The 16237-nt window shown below is 59.9% G+C and carries 12 protein-coding genes; 11 read left to right on the forward strand and 1 reads right to left on the reverse strand.

The features are described from left to right. The first annotated feature begins 41 nt into the window (after nucleotides 1-41). A complete protein-coding gene (locus I8E17_RS20260) occupies nucleotides 42-1766 on the forward strand; it encodes an adenylate/guanylate cyclase domain-containing protein (protein WP_069610289.1) in 1725 nt (574 codons plus the stop codon). Between the two features lie 72 nt (nucleotides 1767-1838). Further along, nucleotides 1839-2717, forward strand: coding sequence for an FkbM family methyltransferase (locus I8E17_RS20265; RefSeq protein ID WP_069610290.1), 879 nt, complete (start codon nucleotides 1839-1841; stop codon nucleotides 2715-2717). Nucleotides 2718-2719: 2 nt separating this feature from the next. Here the strand turns inward: I8E17_RS20265 and I8E17_RS20270 are convergent, their stop codons facing one another. Beyond that, entirely contained in the window at nucleotides 2720-3199 is a 480-nt protein-coding gene (locus tag I8E17_RS20270) for a class I SAM-dependent methyltransferase (protein WP_069610291.1), read from the reverse strand. A gap of 143 nt (nucleotides 3200-3342) precedes the next feature. Between I8E17_RS20270 and I8E17_RS20275 the strand changes: the two genes are divergently transcribed. The 9 genes from I8E17_RS20275 (at nucleotide 3343) to I8E17_RS20315 (ending at nucleotide 16096) form a co-directional block, all read left to right on the forward strand. After that, on the forward strand, nucleotides 3343-4518 hold the full coding sequence (locus I8E17_RS20275; protein ID WP_069610292.1) for a DUF3095 domain-containing protein: 1176 nt from the start codon (nucleotides 3343-3345) through the stop codon (nucleotides 4516-4518). 361 nt (nucleotides 4519-4879) lie between these two features. Beyond that, nucleotides 4880-6217 (forward strand): adenylate/guanylate cyclase domain-containing protein, encoded by a 1338-nt coding sequence (locus tag I8E17_RS20280; RefSeq protein WP_069610293.1) that lies wholly within the window; start codon nucleotides 4880-4882, stop codon nucleotides 6215-6217. A 160-nt stretch (nucleotides 6218-6377) separates the two neighbouring features. Continuing rightward, nucleotides 6378-8285 carry an ABC transporter ATP-binding protein gene (locus tag I8E17_RS20285; protein WP_069610294.1) on the forward strand — a complete coding sequence of 636 codons (1908 nt, stop codon included), beginning with the start codon at nucleotides 6378-6380 and terminating at the stop codon, nucleotides 8283-8285. Continuing rightward, the gene (locus tag I8E17_RS20290; protein WP_069610295.1) at nucleotides 8282-10198 is read left to right on the forward strand and encodes an ABC transporter substrate-binding protein; all 1917 of its coding nucleotides are present in this window, start codon (nucleotides 8282-8284) and stop codon (nucleotides 10196-10198) included. Before I8E17_RS20285 ends, I8E17_RS20290 begins: the two co-directional genes overlap by 4 nt. Beyond that, nucleotides 10191-11189 (forward strand): ABC transporter permease, encoded by a 999-nt coding sequence (locus tag I8E17_RS20295; RefSeq protein WP_069610296.1) that lies wholly within the window; start codon nucleotides 10191-10193, stop codon nucleotides 11187-11189. The genes I8E17_RS20290 and I8E17_RS20295 overlap by 8 nt, the downstream gene beginning before the upstream one ends. Next, on the forward strand, nucleotides 11186-12361 hold the full coding sequence (locus I8E17_RS20300; protein ID WP_069610297.1) for an ABC transporter permease: 1176 nt from the start codon (nucleotides 11186-11188) through the stop codon (nucleotides 12359-12361). Before I8E17_RS20295 ends, I8E17_RS20300 begins: the two co-directional genes overlap by 4 nt. 101 nt (nucleotides 12362-12462) lie before the next feature. Then, complete coding sequence (locus tag I8E17_RS20305) at nucleotides 12463-13677, forward strand: glycosyltransferase family protein (RefSeq protein ID WP_069610298.1); 1215 nt, start codon at nucleotides 12463-12465, stop codon at nucleotides 13675-13677. An 11-nt stretch (nucleotides 13678-13688) separates the two neighbouring features. After that, nucleotides 13689-14954, forward strand: coding sequence for a glycosyltransferase family 4 protein (locus I8E17_RS20310; RefSeq protein WP_176727954.1), 1266 nt, complete (start codon nucleotides 13689-13691; stop codon nucleotides 14952-14954). Further along, nucleotides 14951-16096 carry a glycosyltransferase gene (locus I8E17_RS20315; protein WP_069610465.1) on the forward strand — a complete coding sequence of 382 codons (1146 nt, stop codon included), beginning with the start codon at nucleotides 14951-14953 and terminating at the stop codon, nucleotides 16094-16096. Before I8E17_RS20310 ends, I8E17_RS20315 begins: the two co-directional genes overlap by 4 nt. The last annotated feature ends 141 nt before the right edge of the window (nucleotides 16097-16237 follow it).

The raw sequence follows: 16237 nt of genomic DNA on the forward strand, positions 1-16237 counted from the left end.
TTTTCGGATCTGTTGTGAACGGGCAATATACATTGAGTTTGATGACCATCGAGGCAAGAAAGCCATTCATGACCGATCGCCTCGTGCGAAAGCTGCGTCTCGGCTCAGGTCTGATCGTTTTCGTTTTCGTCATCATGCATCTGGCCAACCATTCCCTCGGCCTGATCTCGCTCGGCATGGCCGAACATGCGCAGCATTGGTTCATGGCGATTTGGCGTAATCCGGTCGGAACCGTGCTGCTCTATGGGGCACTGATCCTGCATATCCTGCTTGTGATGCGAATGCTCTACAAGCGCAGGACGCTCGTCATGCCCGCGGGCGAGGCTTTTCAGATCGTTACCGGTCTATTGGTCCCCCTCCTGCTGATCGACCATATAGTTGCGACGCGCATCGTTCATGAGGTCTACGGCTATCACGATACCTACAAGGCGATCGTGCGCACCCTGTGGGTGACGTCGCCGTTCAATGGGATGCGCCAGTCGTTCGTCCTCCTGATCGTTTGGCTTCATGGGTGCATCGGCGTTCACTTCTGGCTGCGCTACCGCTCTTGGTACATGGCGATCGCCCCCGTTATGCTGTCGCTCGCCATCGTTCTGCCGATCCTCGCTTTGCTTGGCTTTGCCGCAATGGGCAAGACGGTGGCGCATGAGGTCGCCCAGGAGGATGAGCGCGGCTATCCCGGCGGCTACTATAGTGATGTGCGAAGCTTCGGCGAGTCAGGCTCGGCGCCTGGCAGTAAAATGGCGGAAGACTTATGGCTGTACCGCGCCGGATTCTATGGCGCCTTCAGCCTGTCGATCGCCGTTCTTTTCGCCTTCCGCGCGCATCGCAGGCTAAAAGAGCGGCAATATCAGGTCGCCATTCGTTACGCGGGCGGGGAAGTCGTGCACGCACCGCGTGGCTTCAGCGTGCTCGAGGCAAGCCGTCTCGGCGGTATCCCCCATTATTCGGTCTGCGGCGGCAAGGGGCAATGTTCCACCTGCCGCGTGCAAATCATCGAGGGGGTGGAAAACCTGCCGCCGCCCGAGCCGTTGGAGCAGAAGACCCTGAACCGTATCGGCGCCACGCCGGATGTCAGGCTTGCCTGTCAACTGCGTCCGACCGGAAACGTCAGCGTTGTGCCGCTGCTGACGCCGATGGCTGAGGCGACGATTCCGGTCTATACCCAAGCGGCAAGTCCCGGTCGCGAGCGCGAGATCGTCGTCTTCTTCTGCGATCTGCGCCATTTCACGTCGCTGACGGAATCGCGGCTGCCTTTCGACATCGTCTTCCTGCTCAACCGCTATTTCGCCATCGTCGGCCGCATCGTCGAGGAAAATGGTGGCCGGATGGACAAGTTCATCGGCGATGGCGCCATGGCACTCTTTGGCCTTCGCACGACCCCGAAGGAGGCCAATCGCCAGGCATTGAAGGCCGCAGCGGCGATCATCCGCGAGATCGACAAGCTCAGTGCGGAACTCGCTGATGAACTGGCTGCCCCACTCGAAATCGCCATTGGCATCCATACCGGCCTCGCTGTGGTGGGCTCGATGGGGTATGGCACCGTCAAGAACGTGACGGCGATCGGCGATACGGTCAACGTCGCCAGCCGCCTTGAAAGCGTCGCCAAGGAGTTCAATACCGCGCTCGTCTTTTCGGAGCCGGTGGCGCAGCTTTCGGAAGCAGATATTGCCGGCACCGAAAGCCGGGAGATTGCCGTCAGAGGCCGGGGTGAGCCCTTGCGGGTCTATATCGTCTCGAAGGAGGCGAGCGCCCACTTTGCCTGATTTTCAGAGCATGGCGGCACCGTCGACCTTGTCCGTTTGCAATGCAATGGCGCCGGTGTAGAGATGGCCCTCATGTTCGACCGTAGGATTCTCACAAAAAAATACTGGAGACGGGCTTTTCGCCGCAAGCGCGATGCGATCGCCACGCGCTTCTTCGACACCAGGCTGGGCCGGGATATCCTCGTCAGTGCAATTGGGCCCCGCGTCAAGATGATGACGGTCGATTGCGGGGATCACGTCCTCAGTTTCTCGCCGGCGGACTACATCGGCCGCAAGGTTTTTCGCAAAGGGCATTTCGAACGCGACCATGTCGATCGCCTGCTGAGCGTATTGCGCGAGCACGGTCTGTTGCGCAAAGGATCGGCGCTCCTGGAACTCGGCGGCAATATCGGCACGCAGACCTGCTATTTTGCCTTGAGCGGCGCCTATGACCGTATCGTCAGCGTTGAGCCGGACCCACGCAATTTCCGCCTGCTGACGGTCAATATTGCCGATAATGGCCTGCAGGAGATGGTGACGGCGGTCAATTGCGCCGCCGGCGATCGCGAGGGGCAGCTCGATTTCTATCTCAACCACAAGAATCACGGCAAAAGCAGCGCGTTGCGGCAGAGCCCGACCGACGAGAAGATCTCGGTGCCTGTTCAGCCGGTCGGCGATATTCTCCTGCAGGCAGGCGTCGATTCCGCCGATATCGGGCTGATCTGGATGGACATCGAGGGCTATGAGCCGGTTGCCTGTCGTTCGATGGGGGCGCTGATGGCCCGCAAAGTGCCGCTTTATATGGAATTCACCCCGGCCTTCTACGGCAAGGATCAGACCAGGGACTTCATCGCCGATCTCGCCGGACACTATAGCGAATGTCTTGCGTTCTTCGAAGACGGCGAGCAGGTCATGAAAGTGGCTGAACTGCCGGTCGAAGGCGAACAGTTCGACGTTCTGTTTCTGCGCTGAGTCTATTTGCGGCGATAGATGAAATAGCGGCCGTCCTTGACGCTCGAGGGCAGGGGCAGCGCCTCGAGATCTGTATGATCGAGAGGAAGGCCGCTGACCGCAAGCCCGCCCGATGCCAGCACCCCAGCCATGATCTCGGGCAGCCAGCTCAATGTTATCGCATCCTTGTCCTCGTAGCCGGTGCCGATATCGGCATGGGCGAGCGCGGCCTCGGCGCCAATGAAGGTTCTCGCCGTGTCCTTGATCTCGCCGAGCACAAGATCGTTGGCCGACGGCATCGAAGGACCGTAGGCATTGACCGTCCGGTCGAAGGCAATAATGCGGCGATCGGGAAAAAGTTCGCGCAGGTGATCGAAGGTGCGGCCGTTGCCGAGGCCAAGCTCCAGCACCGGGCCGGGAAGCGTTTTCACCTCATCGGCAACGGCGTTGAGAATGTCGCGCTGTGCGCTGAGGCGGCGAATGAAACTATCCAGGCGGCTCATCGTATTTGAAGTATCCTTGGCGTCTTGTGCCTCTCCCGCGGTGGGCGTAGCACGGCGGGCATTGCGGCGTCGACCACCCGCTAGATTTTCGACGCATTTGCTGTAGGGATAGATTGTCGCCGCGCTCAATGAAGGGAGATATCATGGCCGAGCCATCCAATGATGATTTCTTCCATAAGCTTGCGGGTTTCACGCGTTTCGAAGGCGTGACGGACAGCGCCAATTACCAGCCCCTCCCTGATGACTGGCTGATTGCGATCGCCGACATCGTCAGCTCCACGAAGGCGATTGCCGCCGGACATTACAAATCGGTCAACATGGCAGGCGCCAGCGTGATTTCCGCCGTACTCAACGCTTTGGACCGAGGCGACTATCCCTTCGCCTTCGGCGGGGATGGTGCACTGGTCGCCGTCCCGCCTTCCGGCGCGGGGCGGGCGCGACGGGCGCTTATGGCAGTACGGGGCTGGGTGATGGAGGAGCTGCAACTCGATCTGCGCACGGCTTTGGTGCCGATGAGTGCAATCCGCGGGGAGGGGTTCGACGTGCAGGTCGCGCGGTTCAACCCGAGCGACCATGTTTCCTACGCCATGTTTTCCGGCGGCGGCACGAGCTGGGCGGAACGACAAATGAAGGCAGGACGCTTCATCGTCGAAGCGCCGCCGGAGAAGGAGGAGCCAGATCTCACGGGCCTTTCCTGTCGTTGGAACCCGATCAAGGCGCGAAATGGCGAGATCGTCTCCATCATCGCCATTCCCGGCGAGGGTGGAAATGGTCGGCAATTTCAGCAATTGGTCGCCGATATCATCGCGATTTCCGCAGAGCAGAGCCGCGACGGCCACCCTGTCCCGGTTGAAGGTCCGACGCCGGCATTGAGTTTCGGTGGCGCCGATATTGAAGCGCGGGCTTCGGCCACCCCGGCCAATCGCTGGTGGCGCAAGCTTGCAATTGACGCGCAGGTCATTCTGTTGTGGGTTCTCTCTAAGTTCGGAGCGAGGGCTGGAAGCTTTGATGCCAAGATCTACCGGCGTGATCTCGCGGCGAATTCCGATTTTCGCAAGTTCGACGATGGCCTGAAAATGACGATCGATGTCGACGCCACGCATCTTGAGCGTATCGAGGCGCGCTTGCGTCAGGCCGAGGCGGAGGGTGTCTGCCGTTTTGGTCTGCATCGCCAGGATAGCGCGTTGATGACCTGTTTCGTGCCGACCCCCCTGATGCGCGACCACATGCATTTCATCGACGGAGCGAGCGGGGGTTATGCGATGGCGGCCATGGCGCTGCGGGAAAAGAGGCCGCCCGAGCTTGCCGCGAGCGAATGATCTTCGATTGCCACGCACAGCTGGCCATGGGTTTCAGTCGTGATTTTTATCGACCCATTTCGGTTTAGCCCATTGTTTCGGCTGAATATGCGCCTTATCTGAAAGAGAACAAAACGAGAGTCGGCGATTGCGACGGCTGTCGTTTTGCTGCATTTCTGGTGCGGGGGCGTGAGAGATGCAGTCGATTTTTCTGGTGCCCGCGCGATCCAGGGGTAGGAAGGGAACGCGCTGGTACCGTTGAATGATTGTTTCATCCAGCCTTGAACGATAGGCCGGAAATTCCGGAAGTGGACGTCGGCGAAAAAGCCGGTGCTCCATGGCCGGCGAGACATGGGGCATTGCAAGATAGGCCGCGGGGACAATGACTATCCATTCGAGTGTTTCTGATCTTCTTCTCGATAAAGTAGCGGAATGGCTGACACAGGCGGCACTCACGGGCGAAAACCTGGAGACCATCGTTCGCGGCTTCTGCGAACGTATGGCTGCGACGGGGATGCCGCTCAAGCGCGTGCATTTGACCTTTTCCATGCTTCATCCGCTCTATGATGCGCTCGGCTTTACCTGGCGTCGCGCCGGCGGTCTAATGATCGAGGGCTATCGGCATGGGAACGAGAAACCGGAACGCTTCGTGCAGAGCCCCTACTATTACCTCCTGTCCAACAATCTTCAGCACCTGCGTCGCCGGATCGATGTCGACGGCGCGGTCGAATTTCCGATTTTCGAGGATCTGCGCAAGGAGAGGGTCACCGATTATATGGCCTTCGTGCAGACTTTCGGCGCGGGCTCGGTGCAAGGGATGATGGGTTCTTGGTCAACCGACAGCATCGGCGGTTTTAGCGAAGAGATGATCGGCGCGCTGATGCGCATGCAAAACCATCTGGCCATGGCCGCCAAGATGGCGGTCCTCGGCAAGCTCGCCAACAATATGCTGACCACCTATCTTGGCGGCGATGCCGGAAAGCGCGTGCTGAACGGCCAAATTCGCCGCGGCGACGGCGAGACGATCCGTGCGGCCCTCGTCATGGGCGACATGCGGCAATCCACGGTTTATGCCGAAAAGGAAGGGCGCCAGGCCTATATTGATACTCTCAACGAGTTCTTCGACGCGATTGCAGCGCCGTTCAATCGCAATGGCGGCGAAATCCTGAGTTTCCTTGGCGACGGATTTCTCGCCGTCTACCCATGCGGGCGGCACAAGGACCCGTCAAAGGTGGCTTGCGAAGCTGCACTTTCGGCTGTTTTCGAGGCGCAACGCCGTGTCAAGGCACTCAACAGCGATCGCCAGTCGCGCAATTTGAGCGAAGTGCGTTATGGGATCGGCCTGCATGTCGGCAACGTCATGTTCGGCAATGTCGGCTTGAGGGACCGCTTGACGTTTTCGGCATTCGGCGCGGCGGTCAATGAGGTCGAGCGCCTACAGTCGCTGACCAAGAAATATGGGACCGAAGTCGTCGCGAGCCAGGCTTTCTCAAGCTACACCGATTGCGAATGGGGGACGTTGGGAGAGGAAAAGCTGCGCGGTGTGCGCCAGCGCTTCACCGTCGTCTCCCCGAAAGCCGCGACGCCGTCCAATGGCGCGCTCGAGATCTTTCAGGAGACGGCACCAGACAGCCTCTCCGAGGCCGAACAGGTCATTCTCTTGCATAGGGACGCCAAGAAGTTCGAGAGCCGTCTTCAAGTCGAAAACCTGACTCCGTGACTGCGCATGCCTCGCGCTTCAGCATAAGCCGATATATCACTGGAAAGGCGACAGTTTTTTTACAGTCTCCGCATTGCTTTGACCAGCTAGACACCCGTTATGGCCTACGTTAGTGTGCCGTCCAAGGCCACAAAGGTCATGTGAGCGGGAAGTAATATGTATGGCGTCAGGGACTGATCTACTGCGTATCGAGAACCTCGACGTCTCGTTTTCCCTTTACGGAGATAGTCTGCGCGTCGTCAAGAACGCCGGCTTGAGAGTGCTTCCAGGCAAGGTTACGGCGCTTGTCGGCGAATCCGGCTCCGGCAAGTCGATCATCAGCCAATCGATCATGGGCATCCTCCCAACGGCGGCAAAGGCGACGGGCCGGATTCTCTTCACCGATCCGCTCAACGGTCAGACGACCGATATTCTCCAGCTGCCGCGCGACGGCGCCGCGATCCGCGGGCTGCGTGGCGCGCGCATGGCAAAGATTTTCCAGGAGCCGATGACCTCGCTGTCGCCGCTGCATACGGTCGGCAACCAGATCAGTGAAGCGCTTCGCATTCACAGCGCGGGCACCAGTCGAGCAGAGCAGCGCGAAAAGACGGAAGAGATGCTGAACCTCGTCGGCTTTCAGGATCCGGTTCGCACTTTCGACATGTATCCCTTCGAGCTTTCCGGAGGCATGCGCCAGCGCGCGATGATCGCCATGGCGCTGATCTGCAATCCGGCGCTGCTGATCGCCGACGAGCCAACGACGGCATTGGATGTCACCATCCAGGCGCAGATCCTCGGCCTGCTGCGCAATCTCCAGCAGACGTTCAACATGGCTATGCTGTTGATCACCCATGATCTCGGCGTGGTTGCGAACATGGCCGACGAGGTCGTGGTCATCTATCACGGCGAGATCATGGAAGCAGGTCCCGTCGATACGATCTTTCGCCAGCCCCAGCATCGTTATCTGAAGGCGCTGATGTCGGCGGTGCCGCATTTCGACATGAAGCCGGGAGAGCGATTGAAATCCTTGCGGGATGTCCCGGTCAATCTCGGCACTTTCTCGGGGAAGAAGAAGCTTATCGGCAACGGTGTGCCGGCTGCGGGCACCGCACCCGATGTCCTGCTCAGCGTGCGCAATCTGACCAAGACCTACACCTCGAAGGCCGGCGGGCTGTTCGGGCGGCGGGATGGCACGAAGTTCCGTGCGGTCGATGATGTCAGTTTCGATATTCGCCGCGGCGAATGTCTCGGCCTGGTCGGGGAAAGCGGTTGCGGCAAGACGACCGTAAGCAAGATCCTGATGCGCGGTGTCACCGCAGATAGCGGTTCCGTCACCTTCGATGACGGCAGCGGCAAGATCGATGTGCTGGCCGTCAAGGGCGATGAATTGATGGATCTGCGCACGAAGATCCAAATGGTTTTCCAGGACCCGGTCTCTTCGCTTTCTCCGCGCATGACCATCCGCAACATCCTGAGCGAACCCCTGGAAATCCATGGGCGGGGGGATAGCGACGAGCGCAAGGAGAAGGTCAAGGCGCTGATGCAGGCGATCGGGCTCGACAAGCACTATTTGAGCCGCTATCCGCACAGCTTCTCCGGCGGTCAGCGCCAGCGCATCGGAATTGCGCGCGCTCTGGCGCTGGGCCCGAAGCTTCTGATCCTCGACGAGCCCGTCTCGGCTCTCGACGTGTCCGTCCAGGCGCAGATCCTCAACCTCCTCAAGGACCTGCAGAAAGAACTCGGCCTGACCTATCTGTTCATTTCGCACAATCTGGCGGTGGTCGACTATATGGCTGATCGGATTGCCGTCATGGCGCGTGGACGCATCGTCGAAATCGCGCCGCGCGAGATCATCCTGCGCGATCCCGTTCATCCCTACACGCGCTCGCTGCTTGCGGCGGTGCCATTTCCCGATCTGGACCGGCCGCTGGATTTCTCCGCCCTGGGCAGCGAAGGCGCCGCAGCCAAGCAGAAATGGGGGCCGCAATTCTCCGAGGGAGCGGACGGAGATCTGGCCTATGCCGATTTGGGCGGGGGACATTTCGTGCGCGCCCGCCGAGGGCTCGGTGCCCGGGAGCTGCGCAAATGATCAATCGGCGCACTTTTCTTGGCCTTTTGGCCTCTACCGTTCTGCCTCAGCCCGTTCTCGCAGCCGACGTCGACAACGAGCCGGAATATTTCGCTGATTGGCTGAGGGCGGGCCAGATGCCGCACCTTGCCAAGCGTTTGCCGAAATTCCCGCGCATCGTCAACGTCGCGGCCATGGGCCGTACGCCGGGTCGATATGGCGGCTCCGTGCGCACCATTGTCGGCAGCCAGAACGATATCCGCTTCATGACGATATATGGCTATGCCCGTCTCGTCGGCTATGACCGTACCCTGTCGTTGCAACCTGATATTCTGGAGTCATTCACCTCCGTCAACGACATGGTTTTCACCTTCAAGCTGCGCGACGGACATAAATGGTCGGATGGGCATCCTTTCACGGCCTATGATTTCCGCTATTGGTGGGAAGACGTCATCCTCAACAAGGAACTGACACCGGGCGGCGGCGCCTTGGAGTTGCGCCCGCACGGCAGCCTGCCGCGCTTCGAGCTGCTCGACGAACTGACGGTGCGTTATTCCTGGGATGATCCTAATCCCGATTTCCTGCCGATCCTGGCCGCGCCGCAGCCGCTCGTCATTGCCGGCCCTGCGCATTATCTGAAGCAGTTTCACAAGAAATATCAGGACAGCATTCGCCTTTCCTCGCTGATGAAGGAAAACCGCGCCAAGAAATGGCAGGACCTTCATATCAAGATGGCCCGTTCCTACCGGCCTGAAAATCCCAACCTGCCGGTACTCGATCCCTGGCGCAACACGACCGCCCCACCGGCCGAGCAGTTCGTCTTCGAGCGCAATCCCTATTTCCATCGCGTCGACGAAAACGGCCGCCAGTTGCCATATATAGACCGGATGATCCTGAACATCAGCTCTTCCGCGATCATCGCTGCCAAGACCGGCGCGGGAGAAAGCGATCTGCAGGCAAACGGCATAGATTTCAACGACTACACCTTCCTCAAGGAAGCGGAGAGGCTGCACCCGATCAAGGTCAATCTCTGGAAGGCGGCGCGTGGGTCGCGGGTCGCACTGTTTCCCAATCTGAACAGCGCGGATACCGTATGGCGAGACGTTTTGCGCGATGTCCGGGTGCGGCGGGCCCTGTCGCTGGCGATCAATCGCCATGAGATCAACATGGCCGTCTTCTACGGTCTCGGCACCGAAAGCGCCAACACGGTTCTGCCAGACAGCCCTCTCTTCAAGCCCGAATATGCGGCGGCCTGGATTGCGTACGATCCGGATCGGGCCAATGTGCTGCTGGACGCCGCCGGTCTTGCCAAACGCGATGAAGACGGCGTTCGCCTGTTGCCTGACGGGCGGCGCATGGAGATCACGGTTGAAACACCGGGCGAAAGTCCGCTGGATGCGGACGTCCTCGAACTCGTCACCGATCACTGGCGCAAGGTCGGCATTGCGCTGTTCACGCGTGTATCGCAACGCGACATTTTCCGCAGCCGCGCCATGGGCGGGCGTATCCTGATGTCCTTGTGGTATGGCCTGGACAATGGCGTGCCGACAGCGGACATGAACCCGGCGGAACTGGCGCCGACAACCGACGACCAGATGCAGTGGCCGCTCTGGGGCATGTACTATCTTTCGCGCGAGACGCAGGGTGTCGCGCCCGATGTTCCGGAGGCGGCCAAACTCGTCAAGCTGCTCCGCGAATGGGAGGCGGCCGCCTCTTCCTTCGAGCGCGCCGAGATCTGGCACGAAATGCTGTCGATCTATACGGACCAGGTTTTTTCCATCGGTCTCATCAACGCCACGCTGCAGCCGATCGTGCATTCGGCGCGCATGCAGAACGTGCCGGAGAAGGCGCTTTACGGTTTCGATCCAACCTGTTTTCTCGGTGTCTACATGCCGGATACCTTCTGGATGAAGGAGGATCGCCGGAATGCTTAGATATGTCCTTTGGCGCATCGCGGTGATGGTACCGACCCTGATCGTCATTTCGATGCTGGTCTTCACGATCATCCAGCTTCCGCCTGGCGATTTCTTCGAAAGCCAGATCGCCGAGCTGCGCGCCCAGGGCGAGACGGCGAACCTTCAGGAGATCGAGAATCTTCGTCACGAATACGGCCTCGATCAGCCTATGCCGCTTCAATATGTCCATTGGGTTGCCGGAATGCTGCATGGCGATTTCGGTTATTCCTTCGAATATCAGCTGCCGGTTTCGGATGTCGTCGGCGACCGCTTGTGGCTGACCATTCTCGTATCGATGACGACGATTCTCGTGACTTGGCTGATCGCCTTCCCGATCGGCATCTATTCCGCCACCCATCAATATAGCTGGGGCGATTACGGCCTGACCTTCCTCGGCCTGCTCGGCATTGCCATCCCGAATTTCATGCTGGCGCTGATCCTGATGTATTTCGCCAATGTATGGTTCGGCGTGTCGATCGGCCATCTGATGGATCAGCAATATCTCTCACAGCCGATGAGCTGGGAAAAGGCGCGCTCGATCCTGTCGCATCTGTGGATTCCGGTCATCATCGTCGGCACGGCAGGAACGGCGGGCATGATCCGCCGCCTTCGCGCCAATCTGCTCGACGAGATGCAGAAGCAATATGTCATCACCGCACGCGCCAAGGGGTTACACCCCCTGAAGGCGCTGGTGAAATATCCGCTGCGCATGGCGCTGAACTTTTTCGTCGCCGATATCGGCTCCATCCTGCCGTCGATCATTTCGGGCGCTGAGATCACCGCCATCGTGCTGTCGCTGGAGACGACCGGCCCGATGCTGATCCGGGCCCTGCAAAGCCAGGACATGTATCTTGCCGGTTCATTTCTGATGTTTCTCGCCTTTCTCAATGTTATCGGCGTGCTGATCTCGGATATCGCGCTCGGCTTTCTCGATCCCCGCATCCGCTTGCAAGGCAGGAGTACAAAGTGAGCGTATCTCTGCCAAAACCCGGTGCTCCCCTGGAGCATTACGTCTCGAACGCGGATTTCGATCCGGATCAGTTCGAAGCCATGTCCGCCGGCCAGCAGCGCTATTACATGGCTTCGCAGAAGAAGCTGATGTGGTGGAAGTTCAGGAAGCACAAGCTTGCGCTCGCCTCCGGCATCTTCCTGCTGCTTGCCTACGGCATGATCCTGATTGCGGAGTTCCTGGCTCCCTACGGACTGCACAGCCGCAATGTCGATTACATTCATTCGCCGCCGCAGATGGTTCATTTCTTCGACAAGGGCGAGTTCATCGGGCCGTTCGTCTATGGCCGGAAAATGACGCTCGATATCGATACGCTGCGCCGGGTCTATACCGACAATCGTTCGGACGTGCAGCCGATCCGTTTCTTTTGCCGCGGCGATGCCTATCGTTTCTGGGGTTTGGTGGATTCGAACCTTCATCTGGTCTGCCCTTCCGTCGGCGGGCAAATGTATCTGCTTGGAACCGATCGACTGGGTCGGGACGTGCTGTCGCGCATCATTTACGGCGCGCGCATATCCCTGACGATCGGGCTGATCGGCATAGCGATCAGCTTCGTTCTCGGCGTCGTCATCGGCGGTCTGGCGGGCTATCACGGCGGTCTTTTCGATCTCCTCGTTCAGCGCGTGATCGAGGTGCTGCAATCGCTGCCGAGCCTGCCCTTGTGGATGGCGCTGGCGGCGATCATGCCCGTGAGCTGGAGTCCGATCATCGTCTATTTCGGCATTACCATCATTCTCGGCATTCTCGACTGGACCGGCCTTGCACGCGCCGTGCGCTCGAAGCTTCTGTCCCTGCGGGAGGAGGACTACGTGCTCGCCGCGCAACTGATGGGCGCAAGCACGCGCCGCATCATCGGCCGCCATCTCGTTCCCGGCTTCATGTCGCATCTCATCGCCACGGCGACGATCTCTGTTCCCAGCATGATTCTCGGCGAAACCGCCCTCAGCTTCCTCGGATTGGGGCTTCGCCCGCCAATCACCAGCTGGGGTATTTTGCTGACCGAGGCAAGAAGCGTCAGCGTCATCGCCTTCTATCCCTGGCTCCTTTTCCCTATGATCCCGGTGATTTTGGTCATTCTGGCGTTCAACTTTTTAGGAGACGGCTTGCGCGATGCCGCCGATCCCTACAAATAGCAGGATGAACGGCGAAGACAGGATTGCAATTCGAGAAGCGGCCCGCGGATGTCGTTTGCCGACATACCGCGTATAACTTTCACCCCCAGAGGTTTTTGCCTATGAAGCGGCGCTTAGAAGATGCTCGAATCCTCATGTATAGCCATGACACGTTCGGTCTCGGCCATCTGAGGCGGTGCAGAACGATTGCCCATGCGCTTGTCGAGGACTATCGCGGCCTGAATGTGCTGATCATATCCGGCGCGACAATCGCCGGCGCATTCGATTATCGCGCCCGTGTCGATTTCGTCAAAGTGCCGAGCGTCATCAAGCTGCGCGACGGCGAATACACGTCTATGGCGAGCCATGTCGCGCTGCAGGAAACGCTGAAGATGCGGCAATCGATCATTCGCCACACAGCCGAAACCTTCCAGCCCGATGTTTTCATCGTGGACAAGGAGCCGATGGGGCTGAAAGGTGAGGTCGAAGAGACGCTGACCTATCTCAAGGCGCGCGGCACGACGCTCGTTCTTGGCATGCGTGACGTCATGGATGCGCCGCATCTCCTGGAAGCCGAATGGAAGAAGAACAACGTCCTGCAGAAGATCGATCAGTTCTACGATCGCGTCTGGGTCTATGGCCCGCCGGACTTTCACGATCCGCTCGTCGGCCTCGACGTTCCCCCCGGCGTGCGCCGGAAGATGGAGTTCGTCGGCTTCCTGCAGCGCAGTGTTTCCACCCTGGGTACGAAGTCGGAACATGTGCCTGACGAGGATTATATCCTGGTGACGACTGGCGGCGGCGGCGACGGCGCCGATCTCGTCAGCGATGTCATTGCCGCTTTCGAAGGGGATAGCTCTCTCACGCAGAAGACGCTGATCGTGCTCGGTCCCTATATGCCCGCCAAGGAACGCGGTCAGCTTTTGGAACGAGCCAGCAAGATCGACTGTCTGCAAGCCATCGAGTTCGACAACAAGATGGAAGAGCTGATCGCCGGCGCCAAAGCCGTTGTCGCCATGGGCGGCTATAATACCTATTGCGAAATCCTGTCCTTCGACAAGCCGGCGCTGATCATTCCGCGTACGCGGCCGCGCGAGGAGCAGCTCATCCGCGCGCAGCGGGCAAGCGAACTCGGCCTCGTCGACATGCTGCTGCCGGAAGAATCGGCCGATCCGAAGCAGCTTGCCGCTGCCCTGAAGCGCCTGCCGAACAGGGCGCCACCTTCGGCGAGCAACAGCAACATGCGCCTGGAAGGGCTTGTGCATATTTCGCGCACCGTCGGCGAATGGTTCGATGACCGCGAGCGCTATACGCCGCTATCGATCGTTGCCGAGTAGATCACCGGAACCTGTCGATGCGGAAGAAAATACTGGTGGTCCTGAAAGGCTATCCCCGCCTGTCGGAAACCTTCATCGCGCAGGAGCTGCTCGGCCTGGAAAAGGCCGGCTTCGACCTGACGCTGATTTCGATGCGCAAGCCTACGGACAAGAAGCGCCATCCCGTCCATGACGAGATCAAGGCGCGCGTGGTCTACTTGCCCGAATATCTGCACAACGAACCGTTGAGGGTGCTTCGCGCCTTCTTTGCCGGTATCGGCAAGCCCGGGTTCAAGCTGCTCCTGAAGCAGTTCTGGACCGATCTCAAGCGGGATATTACGCCTAACCGCGTGCGGCGCTTCGGTCAGGCCCTGGTGCTGGCGCATGAATGGCCCGATGGCGGCGAATGGCTGCATGCGCATTTCATCCATACGCCGGCCTCGGTGACATCCTATGCCAGCATCATGACGGGCATTCCCTGGACGTGTTCGGCCCATGCCAAGGATATTTGGACGTCACCGGACTGGGAGCTTTCGGAAAAGCTCGGCCGCGCCCGCTGGACCGTGACCTGCACGCGCACCGGTTTCGAGCACATGCGCGATCTGGTCGGAGCGGGCGACAAGGTCCATCTGAGCTATCACGGGCTGGATCTGGATCGCTTCGGCTCCTTCACCGGCGAACATTCCAGCCGCGATGGCAAGGACGCTTCCGATCCCGCTTTTATCCTCAGCGTTGGACGTGCGGTGGAGAAGAAGGGATACGACGTGCTGTTGAAGGCGCTGGCATTGCTTCCCGGCGATCTCAACTGGCGCTTTACCCACATTGGCGGCGGCGATGGCCTGACGAAACTCAAGGCGTTGGCTGATACGCTTGGCATCGCCGACCGCGTCACCTGGAAGGGTGCGCTGGCACAGGAAGACGTGCTTGCCCAATATCGCCAGGCCGATATCTTCGCGCTCGCCTGCCGGGTGGCGGCCGACGGTGATCGCGACGGGCTGCCGAACGTGCTCGTCGAGGCATCGAGCCAGCGTCTTGTCTGCGTCTCCACCGATGTCTCCGGCGTTCCCGAACTCCTCGAAGATGGTGCGAACGGTCTTGTCGTTCCTCCGGAGGATCCGCAGGCGCTCGCCGGCGCGCTGGAATCCGCCATTCGCAACCCGGCACTGCGCCACAGATTGGGTGATGCGGCTGAAAGGCGGGTGCGCGAGCATTTCGACTATCACGCCAGCATCCGGCAGCTGACCGGGCTGTTCGAGGAGCAATGGCAGAAAGAAGATCAATGGCGGAAGTCCGCATGACGGCCTCGCATACTTCACCCTTGCGGGTCTTTTTCTACGTTCAGCATCTGCTCGGTATCGGCCATCTGGCGCGGGCGAGCCGCATTGCCAGCGCGCTGGCGAAAGACGGCTGTCAGGTGGCGGTGGTCACCGGCGGCGTGCCGGTCAGCGGATTTCCCGGCGCGGATGTCACCTCGGTGACATTGCCGGCCGTGGTTGCGAGCAGCGCCGGCTTCTCTGGTCTTGCCGATCAGTCCGGCGATCCGGTGGGCGAAGAGTTTCTATCCCGCCGACGCGATTTGCTGCTGGAGGCGTTCCGGCAGGCTGCACCCGATGTCGTCATCATCGAGGCATTTCCCTTCGGTCGCAGGCAGATGCGTTTCGAGCTTCTGCCGCTGCTCGATGCCATTTCTGAAGCCGATCCGAAGCCGAGGCTCTACACCTCGGTGCGGGACATTCTGCAGCAGCAGAAGAAACCGGGGCGCGACGAAGAGACGGTCGGCCTGCTTCGCGATTATTTTGATGGTGTGCTCGTCCATGGCGATCCGCATTTCGTCCGGCTGGAAGAGACCTTTCCCCTGACCGAGGCGATCGCGGACAAGATTGTCTACACGGGTCTTGTCGCACCCGCTTTGCCACCGGAACCAGTCGAAACCTTCGACATCGTCGTTTCAGCCGGCGGCGGCGCTGTCGGGCGCGACCTTATCCGCGCCTCGCTGGAAGCGGCAAGCCGCGTGGCAAGCGATCGCCGCTGGCTGTTGATCGCCGGGCCGAACCTCCCCGAGCGGGATTATGCTGAGCTCGCCAGCGACGCGCCCGGTAATGTCGAACTGGTTCGCTTCCGCAAGGATTTTCCCTCTCTTCTGCGCTGCGCCGAGCTTTCGATTTCGCAGGCCGGCTATAATACGGTCGGCGATCTTCTCGTGGCCGGCTGCCGCGCCATTCTGGTTCCTTTCACCGCCGGCGGCGAGACGGAGCAATCCGTCCGAGCCGAGCGGCTGGAGAGATTGGGATTGGCATTGGCCTTGCCGGAAGCGGGATTGACGACGGACATGCTGGTCGAGGCCGTGAAGACGGCGCTGTCCCGACCCAAGCCAGGCAAGCCGGATATCGATCTCGGCGGCGCCGCCAGAACTTCCGCCATTCTGCGTGAGGTCATGTAGCGACGTGTGCGGCTGATATCGGAGACATCCTGTCGTTTTATCCTCCTGGATTCCCGCAATCTTGTGATATAAATCGAAAAATCGATGAATCGGGAGGAGCGTGGACGAAAGACCGGGCGGAGTCCCCTTTCACATATGGGG

Source organism: Rhizobium sp. AB2/73, from assembly GCF_020871915.1.
Classification (GTDB): Bacteria; Pseudomonadota; Alphaproteobacteria; order Rhizobiales; family Rhizobiaceae; genus Rhizobium; species Rhizobium dioscoreae.